14 protein-coding genes are annotated in these 26547 nt (G+C 69.4%); 5 read left to right on the forward strand and 9 right to left on the reverse strand.

The features are described 5' to 3' along the window. Positions 1-73: 73 nt before the first annotated feature. From ABZ490_RS41350 to ABZ490_RS41365, 4 genes are all read right to left on the reverse strand, one after another. Entirely contained in the window at positions 74-253 is a 180-nt protein-coding gene (locus ABZ490_RS41350) for a hypothetical protein (RefSeq protein WP_359002617.1), read from the reverse strand. Positions 254-527: 274 nt separating this feature from the next. Further along, on the reverse strand, positions 528-959 hold the full coding sequence (locus ABZ490_RS41355) for a hypothetical protein (protein ID WP_359002619.1): 432 nt from the start codon (positions 957-959) through the stop codon (positions 528-530). Between the two features lie 39 nt (positions 960-998). Then, positions 999-7484 carry an RHS repeat-associated core domain-containing protein gene (locus ABZ490_RS41360; protein WP_359002621.1) on the reverse strand — a complete coding sequence of 2162 codons (6486 nt, stop codon included), beginning with the start codon at positions 7482-7484 and terminating at the stop codon, positions 999-1001. Positions 7485-7693: 209 nt separating this feature from the next. After that, entirely contained in the window at positions 7694-11230 is a 3537-nt protein-coding gene (locus ABZ490_RS41365; protein WP_359002719.1) for a LamG domain-containing protein, read from the reverse strand. Between the two features lie 608 nt (positions 11231-11838). Here ABZ490_RS41365 and ABZ490_RS41370 point away from each other — a divergent pair. Both ABZ490_RS41370 and ABZ490_RS41375 read left to right on the forward strand, forming a co-directional pair. Continuing rightward, on the forward strand, positions 11839-12996 hold the full coding sequence (locus tag ABZ490_RS41370; RefSeq protein WP_359002721.1) for an acyl-CoA dehydrogenase family protein: 1158 nt from the start codon (positions 11839-11841) through the stop codon (positions 12994-12996). Positions 12997-13032: 36 nt separating this feature from the next. Next, complete coding sequence (locus ABZ490_RS41375; RefSeq protein WP_359002623.1) at positions 13033-13914, forward strand: acyl-CoA thioesterase II; 882 nt, start codon at positions 13033-13035, stop codon at positions 13912-13914. On the opposite strand, the gene ABZ490_RS41380 is transcribed toward ABZ490_RS41375, so the two are convergent. Together ABZ490_RS41380 and ABZ490_RS41385 are read right to left on the reverse strand one after the other, a co-directional pair. Then, positions 13911-14705, reverse strand: a complete 795-nt coding sequence (locus ABZ490_RS41380; protein WP_359002625.1) for a phosphatase — start codon at positions 14703-14705, stop codon at positions 13911-13913. The genes ABZ490_RS41375 and ABZ490_RS41380 overlap by 4 nt on opposite strands. 62 nt (positions 14706-14767) lie before the next feature. Then, positions 14768-16285: a helix-turn-helix domain-containing protein gene (locus ABZ490_RS41385; RefSeq protein ID WP_359002627.1), complete on the reverse strand. Its 1518-nt coding sequence runs from the start codon at positions 16283-16285 to the stop codon at positions 14768-14770. A 126-nt stretch (positions 16286-16411) separates the two neighbouring features. On the opposite strand from ABZ490_RS41385, the gene speB reads away from it, so the two are divergent. The 3 genes from speB to ABZ490_RS41400 all read left to right on the forward strand — a co-directional run bounded on the left by speB (position 16412) and on the right by ABZ490_RS41400 (position 22269). Next, on the forward strand, positions 16412-17380 hold the full coding sequence (speB, locus tag ABZ490_RS41390) for an agmatinase (RefSeq protein ID WP_359002629.1): 969 nt from the start codon (positions 16412-16414) through the stop codon (positions 17378-17380). Beyond that, the gene (locus ABZ490_RS41395; protein WP_359002631.1) at positions 17377-19062 is read left to right on the forward strand and encodes a thiamine pyrophosphate-binding protein; all 1686 of its coding nucleotides are present in this window, start codon (positions 17377-17379) and stop codon (positions 19060-19062) included. Before speB ends, ABZ490_RS41395 begins: the two co-directional genes overlap by 4 nt. Before the next feature lie 111 nt (positions 19063-19173). Then, complete coding sequence (locus tag ABZ490_RS41400; RefSeq protein ID WP_359002633.1) at positions 19174-22269, forward strand: DUF4157 domain-containing protein; 3096 nt, start codon at positions 19174-19176, stop codon at positions 22267-22269. A 72-nt stretch (positions 22270-22341) separates the two neighbouring features. Here the strand turns inward: ABZ490_RS41400 and ABZ490_RS41405 are convergent, their stop codons facing one another. The 3 genes from ABZ490_RS41405 to ABZ490_RS41415 form a co-directional block, all read right to left on the reverse strand. Continuing rightward, entirely contained in the window at positions 22342-22947 is a 606-nt protein-coding gene (locus ABZ490_RS41405) for a hypothetical protein (protein ID WP_359002635.1), read from the reverse strand. A gap of 151 nt (positions 22948-23098) precedes the next feature. Beyond that, entirely contained in the window at positions 23099-23905 is an 807-nt protein-coding gene (locus ABZ490_RS41410; RefSeq protein WP_359002637.1) for an endonuclease, read from the reverse strand. 211 nt (positions 23906-24116) lie between these two features. Further along, complete coding sequence (locus ABZ490_RS41415) at positions 24117-26450, reverse strand: glycosyltransferase family 39 protein (RefSeq protein ID WP_359002639.1); 2334 nt, start codon at positions 26448-26450, stop codon at positions 24117-24119. Between the last annotated feature and the right edge of the window lie 97 nt (positions 26451-26547).

Consider the following 26547-nt stretch of genomic DNA (forward strand, 5'->3'; position numbering starts at 1 on the left):
CGCCGCCCTCGGCCTCGACATCACCGTCACCCCGCGAGAAGAGACCGCTTGACCTCTACCAACGCGCATCAACTCAGGCCATTTTCAAGAGAGCCTCTGGGTAGTCCTTGTCGAGCCACACGCGACGCTGGTACGCCTCGTCCGCAAGGGTATGGACTGCGGAAACCGCATTCCTGCGCATTTCCGGAAATGAAACATCGCTCGATTTGGTGAGTTCCATGGATTCCATTTCACCAAGCTGCTGAACCTGCATTGCGAGCATCATGGGAGTACCGAGGTGTCCGGGGTACCAGAACGAGAGCGGACAAACTACTCCATGAGCGAGGACATGTCATAACCGATGTCGCCCCCAAAGTCGTCCTGGCCGATCCCACCAATGCAGTACGCGCAGTCGCTTCATGCGAAACGGCACATTCGTACATTGCGGCGTAACCGGCGCTCTCCTCGTAGGCGTCCGCCGCCGGGAAGATCTCCCCGGCGGCGGACGGTCTCACCCACTCAGAGGCGACTGCTACGGTCGCACCCGCCTACGGCGTGTCCCGGGCCTCGATCTCCGCCAGCCCCAGCGGCTCAAGCGCGGGGACCAACCTCTCCAGATACCAGCCCAGGTCGCAGAAGCGGGAGGAGCCTGAAAGGAGCCTAGGATGGACGGCGACCACGAACGAGACCGATGTCCGCCCCGGATGGAACAGGAGATCACCGCCGTGGGGCCCGTCGGGAAGGAGCAGGGTCATGCCGACGACTCTGTCCTCCCACTGCTTGTCCGCCAGTCGGGAGATGACATCGTCCACGTCGGAAGCGGGCGCCTTCTGCCACTCGAACATGCCGTCCTCATCGAGGAGATAGAGCACCTCGGTGTCCGACGGCATACGCAGTCCCGAACCGAGCAGGGCATCCAACGCGTCCAAGACCGAAATCGCCTCTCCGAAGGTGAAATCGATGTCTACAGTCCTAGACACAAATCCGTCCTTTCTTTACGCTGTATCGACTAAAAGCCGTTACTGCGGCATCACGGTCCACGGAATCCCCTTCTTCTGCAACCAGTTGGTAATTTGACCCGGAATCGGATTTTCGGAGATGATCTGGTAGTCGATTCCGCGATCCCGAGCGATCCCGGCCTTCTGCCCTTCCGTGGAGTAGAACTTGCCCAGCCGCTTGGGGTCCTTGAGCGTGTCCTCGAAGAACTTTCCTGACTTTGCCTCGTACCAAGTGCCACGGCCGGTGGCCGAGTCGATGTACGCGCCGTCGAACTGGCGGCCGTTCTCCATGAACTCTCCGCCGCCGCCCAGCTTCTCCTCAAGGAACTGCTCGTAGGCCTTACCGTTCTTCTGTGCGATGGCTCCGCCGCTCTCGCTGCCGGAAGCAGCCCCGTCAGCTTCTCTGAAGGCTTGACCCAGCTTGTCCGACCCCGAGTCGATCAGTGGCTTGCCGGCCACGACAAGGGAGGCTCCCCCGGCCATGGACGGAGCACCGGCCGCGCACAGGATGCCCGTTCCGCACTCGACGACCCCGGAGGCGAAGAGGAACATCCCGCCGCCCTCGGCGAAGGCGCCGCCGACCGTCTCGATCAGCCCGGACCAGAAGTCCCCATTGGTGAGCAGACTACCGAGGTAGTTGCCGCCGTTGGAACTAGAGTCGCCGGGTCCGGTGATCAGCTTGCACGACTCGGCGGGGCCGACGCCCGAGCAGGAGTAGCGAGGGCCGCCGCTGCCGGTCTGGCCAGTGCTGCTCGTGGGGGCGGTGCCACTACCCCCGGCACCACCCCCGCCGCCACCGCCGGAACCGCAGGGATCGAGGAGGACGTAGTAGCAGCCGCTGCCGCCGCCCCCCGTGGTGGTCGTTCCCCCGCACGGATCCGTCAGCATGAAGTAGCAGCCGCTGCCCCCGCTACTGCCGCCCTGGTCCGCCGGGTACTGGCGGCCCGTCGGGTCAGCATTGTTGACGGGGCTGTTGCCGCCGTAGCTGTAGCCGTTCAGGGACTGGTGCTGGTCGAGGGAGAGGACCGGGTCGACGCTGATGAACTGGCCGGTTCCGGGGTCGTACTCACGGGCGCCGATGTGGGTCAGGCCCGTGCTGTCGTCGGCGGGCTTGCCCAGGAACGCCTTGTCGTCCGGCCATGTGGCCGCCTTCGTGCCGCGGGTCCCGCCGAACGGCGAGCTGTAGCGCTTGGTGACCGCGTAGGTGCCTGCGTCGAGGGCGACGCTCGACGTGCCGTGGTGGTCGCCGGCCAGGAAACAGAGTTTCGTGCCCGAGACCCCGGAGGTCGCCGTGCGGACGGCGATGGTCTGGCCGTCGGCTCCGTAGTAGCGGGTGCCGGTGACCGTCTTCGCCGTGCCCTTGGTCGTGAGCCTTACCTCGGTACCCCCCGCGCCGAGATACAGGACGGTGTCCCCGTCGCCCTTGGCCCGGCGGATCAGCAGCTCGCCAGCCGCGTCGTAGAGGTAGTTCGTCTCTTTGGTGGTCTCGGTGAGCTTGGTGAGCTGCCCCTCGGTGTTCCAGGCCAGGGTCTGCTGGGCGCCTGGGCCGGGGCGGGAGGTGGTGTTGCCACTGCTGTCGGAGGAATAGTTCGCCATCCTCGCACCGGTCGTCCGGTCCAGCGTGTGCGGCTTCTTGTCGACGGTCGTGTCGTCGTAGACGTACGAAGTGGTCTTGTCGGTCGACGAGGAGTGCTGCGTCTCCGTCTTGCGCTGACCACTCTCGTTATAGGTGTACGTCGTCCAGTACGGAGCAGCGCCGTCGATGTTGGACGCCGAGCGCCCGGAGGCCGCGCAGTCTGCGGTCTTCGGGGTCCAGGCCTCGGTCAGACGGCGATGGCCGTCGTAGGCGAAGCACTGGTAGTCGGCCTTCGTGGTGCCGCCCTGGGTGGTGGTGTCGAAGATCGACGTGACGTTGCCGGCGTCGTCCTGGTGGTATTTCAGCTCCTGGGGCATATAGCCATGCACGTCATCGGTGACGTAGGAGCGGGTGAGCCGACGTGTGCCTTCCTCGTGGTCCCAGTTGAGGTAGGCCTTCTTCGCCGAGGCCGAGCCGTCCACACCGAGAGTGAGCTGCCTCAGGTCACCCTGTGGGGAGAACGCTGCGCCCTGGAGGTAGCCGGTCGTGCCCTTCGAGGTCAACTGGTGACCGGTCGAGTCGTAGCCGTAGGACACGGTCTCGGCAGGGAGACCTGCCACGGCCGGCGCGCTGGTCTGGCTCACCGTGCCGTCCAGGTTGTAAGCGGTGCTGAACGACAGCGTCTTGCCCACATGACCGTCGGCGACCAGCGGTTCCGTGTCGGGCAGCAACAACTGACTGCCGGTCGCCCGGTACAGCGCGTCGTACGACGTGACCTTCTGGGTGTAGGCCTTGCCGGTCCCACCCACGCCGCCGTCATAGCGGGTGGCGGTGTCCTGCTGTCCCTTTGCAGCCGCGTCGAAGGTCCAGGCCGCGAGCTTGTTGGCGTCTGTCTTAGAGGTCTGCCACATGCCCGTCCTGCGGCCGAGGCTGTCATACTCGTAGACCAGCTTCTTGGTCTGGTCGTCGTTCGGCGTGGTGCCGATGACCTGGTCGAGCTCGTTGTACTCGGTGGAGCTCTTGCCCTTGTCGGGGTCTGTCGCCGTGACCTGGCGGCCGAACAGGTCGTACATGTACGACCACGTGGTCTTGTCGGGCCCGGTAATCGTCTCCTGCTGTCCGGCCGGCGTGTACGTGTATCCGGTCGTGGTGTAGTCGGTGCCGGTCGGAGCCGGCCCGCCGTACTCACGGCGTTCCGTCGTCCGGCCGAAGGCGTCGGTGACCACCGCGGTCGCCTGACCGCCGGCCGGCGCGCTGGCCGTGACCGTGTCACCGGTGTAGGTGGTGTCGACGCTCCACCGGGTGAGTCCGTGGACCTTGGTCACCGCTTTGCTCGGACGGCCTGCACCGTCGTACGTCGTGTCCGTCTGGATCGGCGCCTGGCCGCCGTCCGGCTGAGCCGGGGTGCTGGAGGGCACCGACTTGTCGTCCCAGATGTCCTGCTGGAGGCTCGCGACCAGCCCACGCTCGTCGTACTCGGTCAGCGAGACAATCCGGCCGCCGATCGGGCTCGGCGCCTGGACCTGACGAGAGCGCAACAGGGAGTCGTAGAACTCGTACGTGGTGTTGTAGCCGGAGCCGTCGCCCTTGAGAGTCCCGGTGGAAACCCAGGACAGGGCCGCGTTGGTGACCTTGTACGCGTAGACGTAGTTCGGCGTCTTGTTCAGGGACCGGGAGCGGTTGGCCAGCCACACCTTCGTCACCCGGCCGAGGCTGTCGTACTCCCGCTCCGTCACCTTGCTGTTGGGGTCGGTGACCGTCAGCGGCGTGGCGGTGGCGAAGTCGACGATGGTCTTCGTCTTGTACTGCTTGGCGTCCTCGACGACGGTCGAGGTCAGCGGACCTGCGGCGACGGGCGCATACGTCGTCTTGGACACGGTCAGATTGTTGGTGTCCTTGACCGCGTCGGGGCGGCCGAGCGTGTCGTACGTCGTTGTGGAGACCTTCTGCCACGACGGCGCGTCGTCACTCCCGTACCCCCTGACCCGTCCGGTCCAGTTCGCCTCGCCCTTGGTGGGCTTCTGGGAGGCCGCCCAAGCTGTTGCCGCGGTGTCGTCGTACACGGTGGCCGTGTCGGAGACGACATCGCCTGCGCGTTTGGAGTCGGCCGGGAGGTCGAGGGTCGAGTCCGCGGCCGAACAGAGCTTGGCGACTGTGCGGATTCGGGAGACCAGTGAGATGAGGCCGACCGCTTCGTTGCGGGCGTACCAGGTGCGGGTGCACGTCTCGTCGCCGTCGATGGCATCGTCGCCCTGGTCTTCGGATGTCTCGGCCATGCCGTAGCCGTCGTAGCCGGTCGTCACCGTGCGCACCCGGTCGTACGGAGTGAGCCTGCTGGTGACGGTGGTACGGGTGTGCGTGGCCCCGGTGCGCACGTAGTACGCCTCGGCATCCGCGTACGACTTGTGCTGCGTCGCTGTCCGCTTCGACCACGGATCGTTGACCACCCCGGCGACCTCGGTGTCGCCGTTGTAGGTGACCGTCTCGCGTGTGAAGCCCGCGTACTGGTCGGAGTCGGTGACGTCGCCCGCCTTGACGCCGGAGACCTTGACGGTCTTGCGCGCGTCCTTGTCCAGGGTCTTGCCGTCGGCACCCAGGACCCGGTCGCCGTTCATTCCGCGCAGATAGACGGTGACCGTCTTGCTCTGGGTGCGGCCTGGGACACCGGTGAGGTGGGTGACCTTGCCGTAGCCGCGCCAGATGGACCAGGTGCGCTGCTTGGCCGGGGTCAGTGGGTCCTCGTTGTAGTGCCAGGCACCACCGCCGGAGTACTGGTAGGTGTGCTGCACCGCCTCCGAGCCGCCGTAGGGGTCGGTGGTGGACACCGAGGTGACCGGGTATTTCTGGAACCAGTCGAGGAGCGGCTCCTTCTCGCCGTTGGGCGACCAGTACACCGGGTAGCAGCGCTTCGTGTTCTCGTCGAGCCTAGGCTTGCTGCCGCCGGCCGAGCATTCGGAGGGCGCGTAGGTGACGATCGTCTGTGCGCCGGTCTCGGAGGTGACCGTCTTCAGCCGGGGCTTGTTCAGCGGCAGGATGTTGTCGGCCGTGCCGTCGACACGGTTGGGCATCATGACGTGGCTGAACTTGACCGGGTCCAGAGACAGGTCGGTGCCGCGCTTGCCGGTGTGCTTGATCTCGTCCAGCCACAGGGACTGGTCGGTCGCGTCACCTGTGTCGCCCGGGTCAAGGTAGAGATGCTTGAACGCCCACTCGTCGACCGCCTCGAAGCCGGGCGTCGGGGCCGCGGCGTTCCACGCGTAGGTGGTGACGGTGGTCAGGCGTTTACGGGTGAAGAACGTGGGCCCCACATTGCCGGTGCACTTGTCGCCGGCCTTGCAGATCGCGTCGAACGGCACGTCCGGCCAGTTGTCGCGGGTGTCCTTGGTCAGAGCGTCGCAGCCGGTACCGGAGGCGAGGCAGCGTTCCGAGTAACCAAAGACGACCTTGTCAGAAGCAGCCGGGGAGTTGGAGAAGAGGGCGGCGGCGCGCTGTCCGTAGCGGATCTCCTTCAGATAGCCGCCGCGGACGTAGTCGGTGCCGGTGGTGTCGTCACCGAGTTTGTCGTAGTTGTTGTGCTCGGCGGTATACCAGTACGACATGGCGTTGCCGTGGGTGTCCTCGACATAGTCGAGGTTCCAGCGCCAGGCCTGGTTCTTGGAGCGGCCGGAGAAGCTTGCGCCCTCGTCATAGCCGGGCTCGTCCTTGTCGTCGCCGAAGACCGGCACGGTCCACACCGACTGGGTGCGGTCGTCGCTTCCCGCGCCATCGAGCTTGTTCTGGCCGAAGACGTACTTGGTGCCGTCGCCGGTCACGACCGTCCAGTACTCGCCGTCGTCGTCACCGTTGTCGGCCCCCTTGCCGCGAGTGACGACGGAGGCATCGTCGTTCTTGAGGCGCCACTTGCCGCTGGTGTCGTCCTTGACGAGCTCACTGGCCTTGCCATTGAGGACGATCGAGGCATTGTCGTACTTCCAGCACAGGTCGTACTTGCCGTCCTGGCCGTCGTCGTCGCATGAGCCGTAGGAGCGCTCGATGTAGGACGACGTCAGATCGAAGCCCTCGCCGACCTGACTGCCCTGGTTGTTGGTCGAGGCGGTACGCCCGTCCACAGCGCCGGAGTCGTAGGAGATCGCCAGCGAGGGCTGCGCGCCGGCCGCGGCCGGCGGGACCCGAAGCGGGTACGACCAGGTGAACGAGCCGGAGGAGCCGCCGGCCTCCCAGGTAGAGGAGGCGGACAGCGGGGTCGCCTTGTAATCGCCGGAGCCGGATTTGGCCCCTGCCGCGAGCGCCACCATGGTCGGGGCACCGTTTGCCGCCAGGCTCAGCGGGGCCGAGATCCGTTCCTTCGTACGGTCGTTGACCGCATCCAGATCGGTGCGGGTACGACACTTCGCCGCGGCCGGATCCTTCAGTACGCAGTCAGGCAGTCGGATCAGGCTCAGGCGTCCCGCCCAGTCACCGCCGTAGGCCGAGGCGAAGCCCGAGTAGTCGATGCCGAGTTCGGTCCGGCCGCCGCCCTGGCCGCTGACCTTGAAGACTACGCCCTTCACTCCCAGAGCCGCCGCAGCCTTCTGGTCCAGGACCTCGACGGTGATGGACCTGGCAGCCGTGCCTTCTCTCGGGGCAGTGGCCGTGACCGGCAGCGAGCCCGGGGCGGCATGAGCGGTACTGGATGCCCCAACGTGAGTGGGCACCGTCAAACGAGCCCTCCCTGCCTTCGGCCAGGTGACCTTCCGCTGCTGGTCGTGAAGCGCCCGGGCCGCGGCGGTACGGTCTGCTTCAGCAGCCTGCTTCATGACGGCCGCGGTCTTCTTGTTCACCTCGGCCGTGAACGGGCTGACCTCGGTCGCCTGCGGAGCTTTGAGATCCGGTCTGCCCAGCGGGTCGGTGTTCGCGGCGAAGGCTACGGGGGCGAGGAGCGTGGGCAGCATCGCGAATCCGATGACTGCCGCAGCACGTCCTGCCCAATTCCCTCTTCGGGGTATGTGTGATCGAAGCCGTTTCATGTCATCGCGCTCCCCTGTTTGGCCGCCCTGTGCAGGGCAGCGAGCAGCACGGCGCGCCGTGCTGTGGTGGTCTGAAGAAGAAAGAAGGGGGGTGGTTGGTCGGCACGCACAAGTGCATGCCGACCAGCCACAGATCACTCGTCGCCGGGCACTCCCAGCACCTTGGAACGCACCTGGTCTGCGCTCATCGCGCCGGCCCATACCCGCAGCTCGTCGAGCGAGCCGGGCAGGTAGTGCCCCGTCGTGCCGCCGGCCCGGCCGCGGCCGGCTGCGAGTTCGCCGCTGCCCTGCTGCAGTGCGGTGAAGCCAGAACCGCCCTCCTGGGCCTGCTCGGTCTCGCCGATGTACAGGTGGGTGTTGCCGTAGCCGCCCGCGGTTTCCTCAGCTGCGTCGTAAACACCGGTCACCTGGACCCAGGTGTCCAGCTCCGCCGAGGCCTCGGAGGGCACGGACGCCGAAGCGGTCACCTTGCCGGTGGAGTCGGTCGCCGTACGGCCGAAGCACCACAGATAACCTTCGGCGGAGACTTTCTCCACCCACAGAGCCCACGACGACTCCTTGCCGTCCGGGGTGGCCTGGCCGAAGACCTGGGCCCGCCGCCCGACGGGCAGTGCTGCGAACTTGGCCTTGTCCAGCTTGACGTGGGCGGTGACCGTGAAGGAGCCCAGCTCGTCGACTGCCGGTCCGGTGGTCGACAGATAGCCCGTCGTGCCATCGAGCCGAAGCTCGTTCTCGTCGGCGTCGGCCACGACACCCGTGGACGAGATGTTCATGGCTGCGGGAGCATAGGAGGTGTACTCGGTGACCTTGCCGTTCGCGGCGCCCGCGCCGTCCCAGTAGGCCACCAGCTCGGTCGCGGCGACGCCGTCCGTCTCCAGCCCGGCCTCCTGCCGGACCTGATCTGTGGTCAGGGCTCGCTGCCAGACGCTGACCTCGTCGATCCGGCCTAGGAAGGGCTCGCTGTAAACACCGGCGACCTTGGAGCGCCCGATCTGCAGACCTTCGGTGGAGACCCACGGCGTGTACGCGGTGGAGGCACCGTAGAGCTTGACAGGCTGACCCTGCGGGCGGCCGTCGACGAACAGCTGGATGGTGTCGTTCGTCCTGTCGGTGTCGTTCTTGGTGTCGAAGACGCCGGTGAGGTGTGTCCACACCTCCTTGGGCGGATTGGCGGTGTCCGCGACGGAGCGGATGTAGACGGGGTTGGTCGTCACGTCCGCCGCCGTACGGTTGAACACCCATTTCTTGTACGACAACGAGTAGTACAGGGTGAAGGCGGAGCCGCCTGTGCCCGGGGCCGAGGCGATCACCCGGCTCGCCGAGTCGTCGGTGAGCAGTACCCAGGCGGACAGGGTGAAGGAGTCACCCGTGTTCACTGCGGGGCTCGCGGTGTCGGCGTAACCGGTCTGCTTGGTGCTGTCGGTGACATCGTCGTTGAGCCGCAGCGAGTAGTCCGCAGTGCCCCGGCGGCCCAGGACCGACCAGGTGGCCGCCGTTCCACCGGTCTGCGGATGCAGGGTGAGGTCGTGGCGGCTCCCTTCGGTTGCGGTGTCCTTGGCCGTGACGACATTCGAGCCGGGGACGCCATCGGAGAGGTGCCAGACGCCCACGGGGCCCTGGGCATTGGCAACCTTGAAGGAGAACTCCTTCGGGTCACCCCAGCGTTCGCGTACGTCCTTGGCCTGGACAGTCAGCACCTGAGTGCCGGACAGAGTCGGTGTGGGAGTGATGGTGACCGTGGATCCGGTCGTGGTGGTGGCCGACTTCTGGGTGAGCAGACGCCAGCGGTATGCGGTGACGTCCTTGTCGGCGGCATTCGGCTTCAGTTGGAAGGAGCCCGCGATGCCCGGTCCGCCATTCGCGTTGCATAGGTTGGCCGTGCACTCGGCGTACAAGCCAGTATTGGTGATTTGCGGGGCCTTGGGCGCAGAGGAGTCGATCTTGAAGTAACACCAGGAGGAGTAGGCGGACCACAGGTCGCCCGATTTCTTACCGTACGTCCAGTGGGACTGGGTACGCGACCGCATCCGGTACAGCCCGCCGTCGGCCCGGTCGGTCATCCGGACCGTCTCCAGCGTCTCGTCCGGGTGCCAGCCCGGCTTGGGCCGGTAGTCGGACCATACGGAGTGCCAGGCGGCATCGTCTCCGCGCTCGACGACGAACTCCCCCTGCAATTCGCCTTTCTCGTCCGTGTTCGTTGGCTTGACCTGCGTCTGCACCCGGGCCTGGACCATCGGGTCGAGGCGGGTGACGATCAGCGGGTCCGACTGCGACTTGTTGCAGTACGCGGTCGTCCCGCTGCCCGGAATGAGTCCGACGGCCGAGGGTACGCCCGGCTTCGGGACGTAGATCACCTGGAGTTCGGCGTTGTCGTCGAAGCGCTTCCAGGCGGCTGGGTCGCCCTCGTCCTTGGCCTGGAGCATCAGCGTCAGCCGGGAGTACTTGCCCGCAGCCAGGTTGCGGACGGTGGCGGTGAGGTTCTCATCCGACTCGTCCGGGTTGTCGTTGAACTCGATCCACTTGTCCGGCTGATCCGGGCTGCACAGATTGCCGCGCCCGGCGGAGACGAGTTTGTCCCCGATGTGGTCCAGGATCGACGGTCCCGGCCAGCGGGTGCCCTCGGAGATGTTGTTCGTGCGCTCCAGGTCGACCCATTTCGCGTCACACGTGAAGGACCAGGTCTCCTTGGCCCGGAAGGTGGCGTCGATGACCTGCTTGCCGGCCAGCTTCGAGGCGCCGAACTCGAAATACATGCGGTTGGTGTAGTTACTGCCACAGTAATAAGGCCCGGAGACGCTGCAGTTGCCTACACCGTAGTCGCCTTTGAACTGCCAGAATCGGTCACCGTCACTGGACAGCACGGAGCGCTCGGATGCACCGAGGCCGACGGAGGGGTCGATGCGCACCGGGTAGACGGTGTCCTTGCCTCGCAACAGCTTCAGACTCGGCCGGACACTGATGGCTCCATGCTCCACAGTCACGGGCATCTCGGCACTGGCGTCACCGACACCCGGCACGGTCGCATCGGCTTCGGCAGCCGGACGCTCGGCGCTCTGCCGCTGGAGGGGCTTCGCCGCGTTTTCCTTCTCGGTGCCGGAGGAGTCCCACATCAGTCCAGCGGGTCCGTTGAAGACGGTGTTGCCGTCCTCGTCCACGGCACGCAGTCCACCGTCGTGACCCGGGACAACGTGGAGTCCCTGGCCGGTAACGGTCAACTCGACATGCTCCAGCTCGGCGGTGGCCGCGGCCTGTGCGGACTTGACGACGAGGACTTCGCGATAGCCCTCAGCCGTCGCCGTCAGCTCCAAGTCGACGCCCTTGAGGACCTCTCGGTACGTCGCGGTCGTTCCGTCCAGCATCGGCTCGGGCAGATTTCCCGGCCAGCCGAGCCGCAGCGCGCCTCGCTCGTTGCCGATCCGTATGAGGTTCTCTCCGCTGCCGCCGCCGGAGAACGCCAAGTCGACCACGGCGGCCTTCGGCCCTACCGTGCCATCGGAGCGGCGTTCCAGCGTCGGGTCCGTGTCCTGCCACGAACCGTCGACCGCCTGTACCCGTTGCGGGGTCGTGGACTGTACGAGCTTGTAGGTACCGTCCGGGTTCGCCGTGGTGGTCGAGTACGGAGTGCGCTCGGACTCCACCTCAACGGGCTCGCCGGTCTGTCGTGCTTGCATCAGAGCCGACTGGTCGGAGTCGGCCTGCTGGGTCTGCTCGGTCTTGGCAGACGCGGATTCGGCGGCGATTCCCACCACCGTGACAAGCGAGAGCAGGACGGCGCCAGCCATACCCGCACTTGTCGCTCTGAGGGCCCACCCCTCAGAGCGGGCACCATGAAGGCGCCTTCCCCGTTTCTCGGTCAATTCCCCACCCGTTGGTCACAGATTTCACACAGCAATGCAAGAGCAAAGCAGTGCTTTCGAAAAGGGGCAACCAATAATTGGCAAAGCGAGGGGAGGGGCTCTTGCTCAACTGGGCTCCGAATCAATGGAGTTGCGTGGCGCAGCGAGGAGCCTCGGCGGCGGCGGGATCCCCGTCCGGCCCTTTGTTGCGGCTGTTCGCGTGCCTGGTTTCACCCGGCTCTCGAAGGGCGAGGGGATTGTCGGGGTGCTCGACGTGTGGCCAAGTCTCCCGGGTTCGACCGGGGCGCCCCTCGCCCCACGTGACGAGCGTTACGGGCGCCGTGTCCCGAAGGCTCTGGACTCCTCTCCCTACCCACCGGTACGGTAATCATCTGAGCAAGCGCTTAGATATGGACCCTTTGAGCCAGGTGGAGGTGGCGGCGGTGCGCCGTACGGTGTTCAACGAGGATCACGAGGCGTTCCGGGAGACCCTCCGGGCCTTCATCGAGGCCGAGGTCGTCCCCGTCTACGACGCGTGGCTCGAGGCCGGCCAGGCGCCGCGCGACTTCTACTACAAGCTCGCCGAGCTGGGCGTCTTCGGCATCCGCGTCGACGAGGAGTACGGCGGCGCCGGCATCGACTCGTACAAGTTCGAGGCCATCCTCTACGAGGAGACCGCCCGCGCCGGCATCACCTTCGGCGGCTCCGGCGTGCACGTCCTGCTCGGCCTGCCGTACATCAAGCTCCTCGCCACCGACGAGCAGAAGAAGCGCTTCCTGCCGAAGTTCGTCTCCGGCGAGGAGATGTGGGCCATCGCGATGACCGAGCCGGGCACCGGTTCCGACCTCGCCGGTATGCGCACCACCGCCAAGCTCTCCGAGGACGGCACGCACTACGTCCTCAACGGCGCCAAGACCTTCATCACCGGCGGCGTGCACGCCGACCGCATGATCGTCTGCGCCCGCACCTCCGCGCCGACCGCCGAGGACCGCCGCCACGGCATCTCCCTCTTCGTCGTCGACACCAAGGCCGAGGGCTACTCCGTCGGCCGCAAGCTCGACAAGCTCGGCCTGAAGACCTCCGACACCGCCGAGCTGGCGTTCGTCGACGTCAAGGTCCCCGTCGAGGACCTCCTCGGCGAGGAGAACAAGGGCTTCTACTACCTCGGCCACAACCTGGCCTCCGAGCGCTGGGGCATCGCCTACGGCGCCTACGCCCAGGCCAGGGCCGCCGTCCGGTTCGCGAAGGACTACGTCAAGGAGCGCACCGTCTTCGGCCAGACCGTCGCGTCCTTCCAGAACACCAAGTTCGAGCTGGCCGCCTGCCAGGCCGAGGTGGACGCCGCCGAGGCCGTCGTGGACCGCGCCACCGAGGCCCTGGACGCCGGCGAGCTGACCGCCGCCGAGGCCGCCTCCGCCAAGCTGTTCACCACCGAGGTCGCCCACCGCGTCATCGACCGCTGCCTCCAGCTGCACGGTGGCTACGGGTTCATGAACGAGTACCCGATCGCCCGTCTGTACGCCGACAACCGCGTCAACCGGATCTACGGCGGCACCAGCGAGATCATGAAGTCGATCATCGCCAAGGACATGGGCCTGTAAGGCCCCCGCAATCGCCGGCCGGTACAACTGGAAGCCATGAGCCAGGCACTTCAGGATCTCCTCGATCTGCTCGACCTCGAGCAGATCGAGGAGAACATCTTCCGCGGCCAGTCCCGCTCCGCCGTCGTCCCCCGGGTCTTCGGGGGCCAGGTGGCGGCGCAGGCACTGGTCGCCGCCGGACGTACGGTCCCCGCCGACCGGCACGCCCACTCCCTGCACGCGTACTTCCTGCGCATGGGCGACCCGGGCGCGCCCATCGTCTACAACGTCGAGCGGATCCGCGACGGCCGCTCCTTCACCACCCGCCGGGCGGTCGCCGTCCAGCACGGCCGGCCGATCTTCGCGCTGTCGGCGTCCTTCCAGTCGTACGAGGAGGGCCTCGACCACCAGGCGCCCATGCCGCCCGCCCCCGACCCCGAGACGGTCCCCACCGGCCAGGAACGGCTGCGCGGCTACGACCATCTCGACCCCGCGGTCGTCGAGCGGTTCCTGGAGGCCCGCGAGGCGATCGACCTGCGGTACGTCGACGACCCGCCCTACGGCAGGTTCGGCGAGCCCCGCGAACCGCACAGCCAGGTCTGGTTCCGCACCAACGGCAAGCTCGCGGACGACCCGCTGCTGCACGTGGTCCTCGCCACCTATGTCTCCGACATGACCCTCCTCGACTCCATCCTGCTCGCGCACGGGCGCGGCGGCTGGGCCGTCGGGGACGTCGTCGGGGCCTCCCTGGACCACGCGATGTGGTTCCACCGCCCGTTCCGCGCCGACGAGTGGCTGCTCTACGACCAGGAGTCGCCGTCCGCGTCCGGCGGGCGCGGCCTCGGCCAGGCCCGCATCTACACGCAGGACGGACGCCTCGCGGTCTCGGTGATCCAGGAGGGCGTGGTCCGCGTCCCGAGGGCCGACGGCCGGCCCTAGCGCTCCTCGAGGCCGGCCTCCGCCAGCAGGTACGCGACCATCGGGTCGTAGTGGCGCGGGCTGGGCACATGGTCGTCGAGGGGGACCGCCACCTGTACGGTCCCCTCCGCCTCCGCGAGGAACAGCGCCGGGTCGTTGCAGTCGGCGTACCCGACGGAGTCCACGCCGTGCTGGCCCGCGTACCCCGCCCAGCCGTGGTCGGCGACCACCAGGTCGGGCAGCGGGCGGCCCGTCAGCTCCAGCGCGGTCAGGATCGCCTTCATCGGCGCGCCCGAGTGGGTGTGCCACAGGGTCGCCCCGTGCTCCAGCACCGCCACCCCGGCGACCTGCCAGACGTACCCCTCGTCCGTCTGGAGCCCCTCCGGGATCACCACGATCTCGCAGCCGGCCGCCCGCAGCGCGGCGGACGTCTCGTGGTGCACGTCCAGCAGACCGCCCGGGTGACCGGTCGCGAACAGCACCCGCTGCCGCCCCTCGGCGGCCTTGCGCAGCCGCGCCGCCATCCGGTCCAGGCCGTCGACCGTCAGCTCCGGGTCGATGGTGTCCTGGCCGTAACGGTGCGCGGCGTCGTCGTTGACCCCCACCCGCTCCGCCATCACCGCGAGCACGTCCTGCTCGTCCGTCCAGCGGTCGCCGAATTCCAGGCCGAACCAGTAGTTCCGGTTGCCGTTCGCGAGCTGGCGGTAGTGGGAGAGGTTGTTCTCGCGCGGCGTGGCGACCTCACCCGCGATACGGGTTCTGACGAGGTGGTCGACGAGTTCGGCGCGGCTGGGGGTCCCGGGTATCGGCATGGTCCCCATTGTGGGGCAGCGGACTGTGGCCGTCGTCACCGTTCCGGGCGCTGGGACGTGCGTCACTGGTCGATCACGCGCAGGGCGAACCACAGCTCCGTCCGGACGTCCGGGTCGTCCAGATCCGTCCCCAGCAGGGTCGCGCAGCGCGCCATCCGCTGACGGACCGTGTTGCGGTGCACGGCGAGGGCGACGGCCGTTCTGTCCCAGCTGCCGTGCAGGGAGAGCCAGGTGCGGAGGGTCTCCTTCAGGGCGGGGGCCGCGGCGAGGGGGGCCAGGAGGGTGCGGGCGTGTTCCTCGGCCTCCCCCGGGGGGAGCAGGGAGGCGAAGGCCTTGGGGGGTGTGTGGCGGGCGAGGGGGGTGCGGGTCGCTCGGGCGCGGGCGAGGGCGCGGGCCGCTTGCGCGTCGGCCGTGGGGAGGTGGTGTGCGGGTACCTCGCTGCTCACGCCGAGGGTCCAGTCGGGCTGGGGTTCTGGGGTGCGGTCGGCTGGTACGAGGATGCGGACGACGTCGGGTGCGATGTCCATGAGGGGAGAGCCGAGGGATGCGCTCAGCGCGGCGGCGGACAGCTGGTCCGGCGGGTGCGGGTGCGTGGGGGCTGGCCGCGCAGTTCCCCGCGCCCCTGGGTGGGGATGCTCCCCTTGGCTGGAAGGTGAGGCGTGTACTACCAGCCATCGGTCGCCTGTGTCCAGCAGTGGGGTCACCTCCTGCGGTGTCGATCCCAGGAGCAGGCGTACCAGGGCCGAGGTGCGGGCCGTCGCCGAGCCCGTCTCCTGGGTGCTCGTGAGGAGGGTCAGGAGGACCGCCGCGACGGAGGCGATGGTGTGGTCGCCCGGTTCGCGGGTCGGGGTGGCGACGGTCAGGACGAAGTCGTTGCCCAGGGCGTAGGCCGTGAGGTGGGCGCCCGTGGGGGTGGTGTCGCTGGCGGTGGCGGAGCCACGGGCGGTGAGCCGGCGGGCGAGGGCGGAGAGGGAGTCGTCGGGGTCCGCGGCCGGGCCCGCCGTCGCGATCTCCGTGCCCTCCGGTCCGTACAGGACCGCCCTGCCGCCGATGCGCACCGCCAGGCGGCGCAGGACGGACGGGACCGGGTCGGGGCGGGCGGCGGCGGAGGCGAGGCTCTGCTGGGCCTCCGTCACGCGGCGCAGCTCGGCCGTGCGGGCCCGCTCCATCAGCTGCCAGACCGCGCGGGCCACGCTCGCGAAGGTGGTGCGGGGCGGGACCTCGACCAGGGGGAGGCCGTGCGTCTCGCAGGCCGCGACCAGGGCACGCGGCACCGTGTCGTGCACCGGGGCCACACCGAAGCCGAGGGCCGCGCCGCCCCCCGCCACGATCCGGGCCACGTAGTCGTCGAAGTAGGTGCCCGATCCAGCCGCCTCCGGGATGTGGACGCCTGCCGTCAGCAGCAGCTCACCGCCCAGCAGATACGGGTACGGGTCGGCCATCTCCGAGGTGTGCGCCCCGTGCAGGACCGTGCCGGGGTCGGCGGGCCCGGCGATCTGCCGCAGGGCCAGGTCCTCACGGGCCAGCAGCGCGGCGAGCGGGACCGGCGGGGTGAGGGGAAACGCGGGCTTCCCGGGCATGGCGGGCGTTACCTCCATTGTGCGTTCCCTCCATTTCCTGGACGCCGTATGGAGGAAACGTACGCTTCGCAGCCGTCGGTCGGCCACCTACCGTGGAGACACCCCCCAGAGAGAAGGCCTGTGACCATGAGCGGCAACGACACGCCTCGCGGACCCGTCGACTCCTCCCGCATCCCGCGGTACGCCGGACCCGCGACCTTCGCCCGGCTGCCCCGCCTCGACGAGGTCGGCCGCGCCGACGTGGCCGTCGTCGGTGTGCCGTTCGACTCGGGTGTCTCCTACCGGCCGGGCGCCCGCTTCGGCGGCAACGCGATCCGTGAGGCGTCCCGGCTGCTGCGCCCCTACAACCCGGCGCAGGACGCCTCCCCCTTCGCCCTCGCGCAGGTCGCGGACGGCGGCGACATCGCGGTGAACCCGTTCAACATCAACGAGGCCGTCGAGACGGTCGAGGCGGCGGCGGACGAACTGCTCGGCACCGGCGCCCGGCTGATGACCCTGGGCGGCGACCACACCATCGCGCTGCCCCTGCTGCGGTCCGTGGCGAAGAAGCACGGCCCCGTCGCGCTGCTGCACTTCGACGCCCACCTCGACACCTGGGACACCTACTTCGGGGCCGAGTACACGCACGGCACGCCGTTCCGCCGGGCGGTGGAGGAGGGCATCCTCGACACCGAGGCCCTCTCGCACGTCGGCACCCGAGGGCCCCTCTACGGCAAGCAGGACCTCACCGACGACGAGAAGATGGGCTTCGGCATCGTCACCTCGGCGGACATCTACCGGCGCGGCGCCGACGAGGTCGCCGACCAGCTCCGGCAGCGCATCGGCGACCGGCCGCTGTACATCTCCATCGACATCGACTGCCTGGACCCGGCGCACGCCCCCGGCACCGGCACCCCCGAGGCCGGCGGCATGACCTCCCGCGAGCTGCTGGAGATCCTGCGCGGACTCGCCTCCTGCCACCTGGTCTCCGCCGATGTCGTCGAGGTGGCCCCCGCGTACGATCACGCGGAGATCACGTCGGTGGCGGCGTCGCACACGGCGTACGAACTGACGACCATCATGTCCCGGCAGATCGCGGAGGCTCGCGCGCAGTGACCCACGACCACGACCTGGTGCTCCGCCCCACCGCCGCGCAGACGAAGGCCGCGCTCGACCCGCCGCCCGGCCGGATCGGCGGAGACCTCGTCGTGGAGACCCTGGCCGCGCTCGGCGCGACCACGGTCTTCGGGCTGCCCGGCCAGCACGCGCTGGGCGTGTTCGACGCCCTGCGCCGCTCCTCCCTGCGGTACGTCGGCCTGCGGGTGGAGAACAACGCGGGCTTCGCGGCGGACGGCTACGGCCGGATCACCGGGGAGGCCGCCCCGCTGCTGCTGTCGACCGGCCCCGGCGCGCTGACCTCGCTCGCCGCGCTGCACGAGGCGGCCTCCGCCTCCGCGCCCGTGCTGGCGATCAGCAGTCAGATCCCGACGGCGGGACTGGGCGGCGGCCGCCACGGCTATCTGCACGAACTCCCGGACCAGGCGGCGTCCTTCCGCGGCGTGGTGAAGTCGGTGCACACCGTCCGCAGCGCGTCCCAGATCCCCTCGGCCGTCGCGGCGGCCTGGACGTCGGCGCTGACGGCCCCGCACGGCCCGGTGTGGGTGGAGATCCCCCAGGACGTGCTGCTCGCACCGACGTCGATCCCCGTCGTCACCGGGGTCGACGCCTTCCCCGAGGACCTGGCGCCCCGGCCCGAGCTGACGGCGGTGGCGGCCGACCTGCTCACGCGCGCGGCCCGGCCGGCGATCATCGCGGGCGGGGGAGTGGTGCGCGCGGACGCGTCCGGCAAGCTGCGACAGCTCGCGGAGCGACTGGCCGCCCCCGTCGTCACGACCTTCGGCGGCAAGGGCGCCTTCCCCTGGACGCACCCGCTGTCCCTGCGGTCCTGGCTGGAGGACCGGCACACCACGGACTTCCTGGAGGACGCGGACGTCCTGCTGGTGGTCGGCTCGGGCCTCGGCGAACTCTCCTCGAACTACCACACGTTCGCCCCGCGCGGCCGGGTGATCCAGATCGAGGCCGACCTCGGCAAACTGGAGTCCAACCACCCGGCCCTCGGCATCCACGCCGACGCCCGGCTGGCCCTCCAGGCCCTGCTGGAGACGGTGGACCGACGCGAGGACCCGGAGGCACCGGCCCGCGTACGGACCGTCCTGTCCCGTGTCGCGGAGCGCATCGCCGCCCAGGACCTCACCCTGGAGCAGGACCTGCTGGCGTCGGTCCGGAGGGCCCTGCCCGCCGACTCCCCGTCCTTCTGGGACATGACGATCCTGTCCTACTGGGCCTGGTCCGCCTTCGACGCCAAGGGCCCCAACACCATGCACTCCGCCCAGGGCGCGGGCGGCCTCGGCTACGCCTTCCCGGCGGCCCTCGGCGCGGCCGCCGCCGACCCCGGCCGCCCGGTCCTGGCGGTCTCCGGCGACGGCGGCGCCCTCTACTCGATCGCCGAGCTGGCGACGGCGAAGCAGTACGACCTCCCCGTCACCTGGCTCGTCGTCGACGACGGCGGCTACGGCATCCTCCGCGAGTACATGACGGACGCGTTCGGCGCCACCACGGCGACGGAGCTGGCCCGCCCGGACTACGCGGCCCTCGCGGAGTCGTTCGGTGTGCCCGGCGTGCTGACGTCCCCGGAGACGCTGGAGCAGGATCTGGCCAAGGCCCTGGCCGCCCCCGGCCCGTCCGTGGTCGTCCTCCCGGCCCTGCTGCGGATGTTCGCCCCGACGCACCTGGGCTGAGGCACCTTCGGGCGGCCGACGGGGCACACCCCGCGGCCCGCCGGGCAGCGACGGTGGCCCCTTCGGGCGAACTCCCGTTGCAGACAAGGGGGACGGCCGAGAATCGGAGGTATGCGCCCACGCGATCAGCAGGACGACGCCACCCGGTCGGCCGCCCGTCAGGCAGCCCCGGCCCGGGAGAGCGGCACCACCGCCGAGGGGCCGGCCGCCCGGCAGCTGCTCGAGCTGCAGCGGTCCGCCGGGAACGCCGCCGTCGTCCAGGCGGTGGAACGGCAACGCCAGATCCAACGCCACGTCCACGACTTGGCGGCGCCGGGTTCGTCCGCCTTGGAGGTGCCGCGCGGCGGGAGCCGGCTGCCGCAGGTCCAGCGCCACGTCCACGACCCGTCCTGCGGTCACGATCTGGCGGCGCCGGTTCAACGTTCGTCCGTTCCGGAGGCGCTGCGCGGTGGGGGGCGGTCGCCGGAGGTGCAGCGTCACGTCCACGACCCGTCCTGCGGCCATGACCCCGAGTCCCCGGTCCAGCGCTCGTCCGTTCCGGAGGCGCTGCGCGGTGGGGGGCGGTCGCCGGAGGTGCAGCGCCATGTGCACGATTCGTCCTGCGGTCATGACTCCGAGGTGCCGGTGCAGCGTTCGTCCGTCCCGGACGTGTTGCGCGGGGCCGGGCAGCCGCTGGGTGGGGCGGTCCGTGCCGAGATGGAGGCGCGGCTCGGGGCCGACTTCTCCGACGTACGGCTGCACACCGGCCCCGCCGCCCAGCGCTCGGCCGCCGAGATCGGCGCCCGCGCCTACACCTCGGGCAGCCATGTCGTCATCGGCGCGGGCGGCGGCGACCGGCACACCCTCGCCCATGAGCTGACCCATGTCGTCCAGCAGCGCCAGGGCCCGGTCGCGGGGACCGACAACGGGTCCGGGCTCAGCGTCTCCGACCCCTCCGACCGCTTCGAACGCGCGGCGGAGGAGAACGCCCGCCGGGTCCTCGCCGGTCCGGTCCCGGTCACCGAGGAGCCGGTGCAGCGGGCGGCGGCCTCCGCTCCCGCACGCAGCGGCGGCCCCGTCGCCGTACAGCGCTACGGCGAGGGCGAGGTGCCCTTCGACCACGCCCAGTACTACGCGAAGACGGGCTGGCAGGCCGCGGCCGAGGAGTTCGAGACACGGCTGGGCGCGTACGCGTTCCGGCACCCGAAGGCCCTGGAGGCGGCCCGCAAGACGGTGGCGCGGCTCAAGCGGCTGCTCATCGCCTACGCCGCCGAGTCACGCAAGGACCCGGCCCTCGCCAACAAGTCCTTCTTCAAGGACGACAGGACGAGCGGCGGCCAGGTCGGCGAGGGTATGACCACGGCTCAGATCAACGACTTCTTCGCCCGCGACGGCAACCTCCGCGAGCTGATGACGGCCGTCTACAACGCCGCCTACTACAACACGACCGGCCCGGACGGCGGCGCGGGCAAGCTCTCGCTCAAGGAGATCCTGAACGGCATCATCGGCCCCCGGCCGAAGATGGCGGCGACCCTCGGCATGAACCAGGAGGAGCTGAAGAAACACTCGGCGTTCCTCAACAGCTGGACCCGGTCGGCGATGGAGACGGCCGCCGGCTTCAAGGGCAAGGGCTACAACTACGCCAAGGACCCCTACGCGCTGGGCAACATCCTGTGGCAGTCGACCCCGGAGACCCTCGTAGGCGACACCCGGGAAATGATCAGCAGTCAGGGGCCCCGCCAGGAGCGCAGCGACGCGGACAAGCAGGCCAACCGCAAGACCCCGCGCGACTACGAGACCCGGGGCGCCCCGCTCAGCGACCGCGAACTGGCCTTCGCGGGCAGACCGGGCCCGGACGAGAAGCTGCCCTGGACCGAGGGGTTCGCCTGGTACGAGATCAACCAGGAGGCGGAGTGGGCCAAGAGCACCGCCGCACGCGGCATCCCGGTCGTCGCCGGCATGTCGGGCACCACGACCCGCATGCTCAAGACCTTCCAGTGGATCAACGTGTCCGGGGTGGACGTCTTCGACTACCGGACGGCCGTCATGGGCTGGATGCTGCCGTCCTGGGACCACTCGCTCTACGAGATCCTGCGCGGCTCCTGGGCCGCCGGGGTCAAGGGCCCGAAGGAGTCCGCCCTGAACGCCGGCAAGGGCGCCGCCCTGATGTACCAGAACATCGCGCCCTTCACGGAGGAGGAGCTGCGCCAGAACGTCTGCGTCGGCGGCCAGTTCCCGCACGAGCTGATGTATCTCGCCGAGGCGAGGCGGCCGAGGGACACGGACCCCCGGGCGAGCGGTTTCATGGAGCCCGGCGTACGCGGGGCGCGTGCGCAGACCAAGTACAACGCCTTCGTGCAGGGCGACGCCCATCCGACCCCGGCACTCACCAAGTGGAAGGCGGACAACGGCGGTGCCTCCACCGTCGCCGTCGCCGAGAAGCTCAAGCCCGCCCACGCGACCGCCCTGATGGCGTACACCGGAGGGGCGCACCAGATGATCAACTCGGTGGTGCGCAGCCGGCTCCTGCCCGAGGGGTACGCGCCCTACGGCACCGGCGGCCTGGCCGTGGCGGGAGCCGAGGCCCTCTCGCTGAAGCAGATCAAGAGCCAGCTGCGGTGGGCCGCCCAGAACCCCGACCACGAGTACATACCCACGATCGAGGAGGACCCGGTGATCAGCCGTCATCTCGCTGCGGCCCGGCACCCGGACGAGGCGGTCAAGAGGGCGGCGATGCACGTCATCGAGCCGCGGATCGACGTCCTCGCGCCGGTGCTCCTCGAGGAACTGAAGGCTCACGCCGACATGACGATGGACGCCATGCACCGGCTGCCTCCGGTCACCGGCAAGGTGTACCGCGGCGACTGGAACATCGGCGGGGAGGGCGCGGTCAGCCAGTTCGGCAAGATCGCGGCGCTGAACTACGGGATGGGCTCCGTCTTCACCAGTTCCTTCGACAGCACCAGCCGGAAGCAGAAGGTCGCCAAGGACTTCATGTGGGGGCAGAGCAGCGGCACGGTACGTCACCGCATCCTCCTGGAGCTGACCCTGACCGGCAAGTACGGCCGTGACATCGACCCGTTCCACCAGTACCAGGGCACGGAGGACGAGGTGCTGCTCATGCCGGGCGCGCGCTTCAAGGTCACCAGCAGCAAGTGGGTGAAGGAGAGCCCCAAGCCCGGCGATCCCGCGGCCTGGTACGAGCACGTCGAGGCGACGGAGGTCTGAGGCAAGGTCTGAGGCAAGGTCCGAGGCCCCGCCGGGCCCGGTGCGCGGCGGGGGCCTCCGGGTCCCCGCCGGTCAGCGGAACCAGAAGAAGATCGTGTCGTCCCTGCGGCCCAGCCGGCGCGCCGTCTCCCACTCCTCCGCCTCGAACCGCATCAGCTCGGCGAACCGTCGCGCCGTCGTGGCGAACTCGTCGTCCAGCAGGCTCAGCACCCGCTCGTACGTCTCGGCCAGCAGCACCGCCCGCTGGGCCGGCAGCACACCGATCTGCGGGACCGCGTCACCTGGGTGCGGCAGCCGCAGCGGCGGTCCGCTGAAGAGGAAGGTCGAGGGCAGGACCTCCCTCGGGACGCCGTGCCGGGCGAGTTCGCTGTCCAGCGCGAAGAACCAGGACGGCCGGTGCCAGGTCCCGAGGTCGGTGGGGTCGGAGAAGTAGGGGGCCACGGCCTCGCGGAAGGCGTACGTGTACGCCGGACACAGCTCCGCGCTCGGCGGCCCGCCCTCGATGAGTTCCTCCAGCGCCCGGACGACCGGCACCCGCAGGTCGTCGCCCGCCTCCCGCAGCCGGGCGTCGGCCTTCTGGCACCGCTCGCGCACGATGGCGAGCATCCGCTCCTGTTCCTGAGTCCGTTCCACCGCCGTGAGCAGCCGTATCACCCCTCGCATGTCACCGGTGCTCATCTCCAGGCAGTAGCCCACTGGTTCGTCCTCCCCGCTCCCACGCCCGCCCTGGCGATCATCATGACCATGATCCACCAAGACGCCCATGACACAGGGCCCTCCCGGGAACACTCCGGGAGGGCCCTGTGGTGGGGCTGTGGGACGCGGGGTCCTACCAGATCGCCTCGACCCACTCCGGGTGGTCGATGAACGGGTTGCGGTTGTGCTGGTAGGTGTCGTAGATGGCCTGGTTCCGCTTCTCCTCGAAGGCGCTCGGCGGGTCCGCCTCGTTCCAGGCCTTGAGGACGGAGAGCTTGCCCATGTACGGGTTGCTGCCGTTGTTGACCTTCTCGTTGGGCTCCAGGTCGGCGAAGCCGTCGCCGCCGTCGTAGCGGACGGCCATGTAGAGGATCATGCGGGCCACGTCGCCCTTGTCGGCGTCGCGCGGCTCGAAGGAGTCGGAGTCGACCTTGCTGCCGCCGCCGCTGGTGACCGCGCTGCCGCCGTTGTCGAAGTCCAGGTTGCCGCGGGTGCTGTTGACCTGGACGTCGCAGGCGCGCAGGTGGTGCAGGTCGGTGCCGGGGCCGACCGACTCGCCGAAGTCGCCGTGGGACTTGGCCCAGGTGTGCTCACGGTTCCAGTCGCCGACGTCGCCGCCGTTGAGGGACTTGCTGCGCGAGACACCGCTGTAGAGCAGGAGCACGTTGCTGCTGTTGTTCGGGTCCTGGTCGACGACCTTCAGCGCGTCCCAGACCGCGGAGTACGAGATCTTCGAGACGCCGGTGCTGATGATCGTGTGGAGGGACGACTTCAGGCTCGTACCCGTCTTGCCCACCGCGTTCTTGTAGTACGTCGAGTCGTACGCCGTCGTCGTCGCCGCGGCGGGGGTCGCGGTGAGCGCGGGCACGGTGAGGCCGACCAGGACGGCAGCGGTGCCAAGCGCCACCGACTTCCATCGGCGGATGCGTGTCGCCAGCATGTGGGGTGTCCGATCTACGCGGGTTGATTGGGGGCGGCAATCGGGAGCGTGACATGGACATGCGGCCGTGTAAATGGACTGTGCGTGTCCATTCGGTGACCGGGAACGGCAAATCGCCCCTTGTCTACGCGAGTTGACTGTGTGCGAACCTACGAAAACGGCCCCTGACGGGATGTCAGGGGCCGTTCTGTGGCGTACCGCTCAGGTCAGGTCAGCTCACGTCGGACGGGTCCAGCCGGTAGATCGAGGAGGTGGACGAGCTGGACGAGCTGGAGGAGGTGGACGAGCCGGAGGAGCTCGCAGAGCCGGAAGTGCTGGACGAGCCGGAGCTGTACTCGCTCTCCTTCACCGCCGTCCCGTGCTTCTGCACCCACGTCGTCAGCTCCTGGTTCTGGCTGTTGTTGCCGCCCATCCCCATGCCGCCGCCGAGCTGGATGTAGTGCAGCTCGCCCTTCTTCACCAGCTCCTTGAGCCTGGCCAGGGTCATCGCGTTGTCCGAGCCGGTGAAGCCGAACATCGAGATGACGGGCTTGCCGGTGCTCAGGATCATCTGGCCCGCGCTCTGTGAGTTGGACACCGCGATCAGCCAGGTGGCGCCGTCCTGGTGCTTCTCCAGGTACGAGATGAGCGCGCTGTCGGCGCCACCCATGCCGCCACCACCCATGCCCCCGCCACCGGGACCACCGCTGCCGCCGCCGGGCGCGCCGCCCGAGGCCGAGCCGTTCTCGCCGCCGGCCTGGCCGCCGCCGGGGAACTCCCCGTTCATGCCACCCTGCTGGCCGCCCTGCTGACCGCCCTGGCCGCCCCCGCTCGGCGCGCCGCTGGGAGCACCACCGCCCTGGGGAAGCTCGCCGTTGCCGCCGCCGGGGAACTCGCCGCTCGCCTGGCCGCCGCCCTGCTGGGTGCCGCCCTGCTGGGTGCCGCCCGGCATCTGCCCGCCGGGGCCGCCGCTGCCGCCGCCGAAGCCGCCCCGGCCGCCACCGCCGCCGGGACCTCCCATGCCGCCCCCGGTGGAGGGGCCGGCGGTCGGGTTGGTGCCGCCCATCATGCCGCTGGAGCTGCCGAAGGCCGGCGAGGCCGCGTACGCCGTGGGACCGGCGAGGGCCGCCACGACCGCCGCGGCGACGGACGCGCCGAGCAGCCGCAGCCGGGTGCCGGAGCTCGCGGAGCGCAGGACGAACAGACCCACGAGCGCGAGCACCATGAGCACCCCGACGACCGGCCACAGCCAGGTGTTCCAGCCGGTGGCGCGGCGCAGCAGCACGATCGCCCAGACGCCGGTCACGGCCAGCCCCGCGGGCAGCACCCACGACCAGCGGACGTCACCGCCGCGGAAGGCGCGCCACAGCATGACCCCGCCGGCGCCGGTGAGTGCCGCGATGCCGGGGGCGAGCGCGGTCGTGTAGTAGGGGTGCATGGTGCCCTCGGCGAGGGCGAACGTGAAGTAGTGCAGGACGGTCCAGCCGCCCCACAGGACCAGCGCGGCGCGGGTGAGGTCGGTGCGCGGGGCGCGCCCGCACAGCACGAGCCCGGCCACGAGCGCGATGCCCGAGAAGGGGATCAGCCAGGAGATCTGGCCGCCGAGGACGTCGTTGAACATCCGCCCGACGCCGGCCGTCCCGGCGAAGGTGCCGCCTCCACCGCCACCTCCGCCGCCGTTGCCCTCACCGCCGAGGACGCGGCCCAGGCCGTTGTAGCCCATGATCAGGTCCCAGGCGCTGCCGTCGGTCGAACCGCCGATGTACGGCCGGTCGTCGGCGGGGACGAGGGACACGGCGGTCGCCCACCAGAAGCTGGAGACGGCGAGCGCCACGGCCGCGAGGGCCAGATGGACGGCCTTCTTCTTCCAGCCGAGCTTCGAGGCGTACACGTACACCGCGAAGACGGCCGGCAGGGCGATGTAGCCCTGGAGCATCTTGGTGTTGAACGCGAGGCCGAAGCAGACCGCCGAGCCGATGAGCGGCAGCAGCTTCTCGTCGCGCGTGGCGCGCAGCGCGAGGGCCGCGCCGGCCACCATCAGCAGCACGAGGACGGTGTCGGGGTTGTTGTCGCGGTTGATGGCGACGGTGATGGGCGTCAGCGCGAGCACGAGGGCGGCGATCGTGGCCGCGACATGCCCGAACACCCGCTTCACGGAGGAGTGCAGGATCCAGATCGTGCCGAGCGCCGCACCGATCTCCGGCGCCATCATCTGCCAGGTGCCGAAACCGAGGATCCGACAGGACAGGCCCATGATCATGAGCGCGAACGGCGGCTTGTCGACGGTGATGAAGTTCCCGGCGTCGAGCGAGCCGAAGAACCACGCCTCCCAGCTCTTCGTACCGCTGTAGACGGCGGCGCTGTAGAAGCTGTTGAGGCTGTTGCCCGACAGGTTCCAGCCGTAGAGCACCGCCGCCAGGACCAGGATCGCGAGCAGCGCGGGCAGGGACCAGCGCGGCGCCTTGTCCGGTGGGGGCGCCGCGGGAGCCGTCTCGGACGGCGTCGGCGGCGGCCGGTCGGGGGACACGGTCTCGTGCGGGGGGAGTGGATCGGTGGCAGATGTCACTCTTCGCATGCTGTACGTCCGTTGTGGGCGGCCGCTGTGCCGGACCTGGCCGCAGCCTGTGAAGACGCACAGGGGCCGGTAACGGCTTGCCCACGCT

It is taken from the genome of Streptomyces sp. NPDC005811 (assembly GCF_040630405.1).
Classification (GTDB): Bacteria; Actinomycetota; Actinomycetes; order Streptomycetales; family Streptomycetaceae; genus Streptomyces.

Coding starts and splice junctions, on each gene's coding strand:
- ABZ490_RS41350 (WP_359002617.1), bottom strand. CDS start 253: ATGCAGGTTCAGCAGCTTGGTGAAATGGAATCCATGGAACTCACCAAA.
- ABZ490_RS41360 (WP_359002621.1), bottom strand. CDS start 7,484: ATGCTGCCCACGCTCCTCGCCCCCGTAGCCTTCGCCGCGAACACCGAC.
- ABZ490_RS41365 (WP_359002719.1), bottom strand. CDS start 11,230: ATGCAAGCACGACAGACCGGCGAGCCCGTTGAGGTGGAGTCCGAGCGC.
- ABZ490_RS41375 (WP_359002623.1), top strand. CDS start 13,033: ATGAGCCAGGCACTTCAGGATCTCCTCGATCTGCTCGACCTCGAGCAG.
- ABZ490_RS41380 (WP_359002625.1), bottom strand. CDS start 14,705: ATGCCGATACCCGGGACCCCCAGCCGCGCCGAACTCGTCGACCACCTC.
- ABZ490_RS41385 (WP_359002627.1), bottom strand. CDS start 16,285: ATGCCCGGGAAGCCCGCGTTTCCCCTCACCCCGCCGGTCCCGCTCGCC.
- speB (WP_359002629.1), top strand. CDS start 16,412: ATGAGCGGCAACGACACGCCTCGCGGACCCGTCGACTCCTCCCGCATC.
- ABZ490_RS41400 (WP_359002633.1), top strand. CDS start 19,174: ATGCGCCCACGCGATCAGCAGGACGACGCCACCCGGTCGGCCGCCCGT.
- ABZ490_RS41405 (WP_359002635.1), bottom strand. CDS start 22,947: ATGAGCACCGGTGACATGCGAGGGGTGATACGGCTGCTCACGGCGGTG.
- ABZ490_RS41410 (WP_359002637.1), bottom strand. CDS start 23,905: ATGCTGGCGACACGCATCCGCCGATGGAAGTCGGTGGCGCTTGGCACC.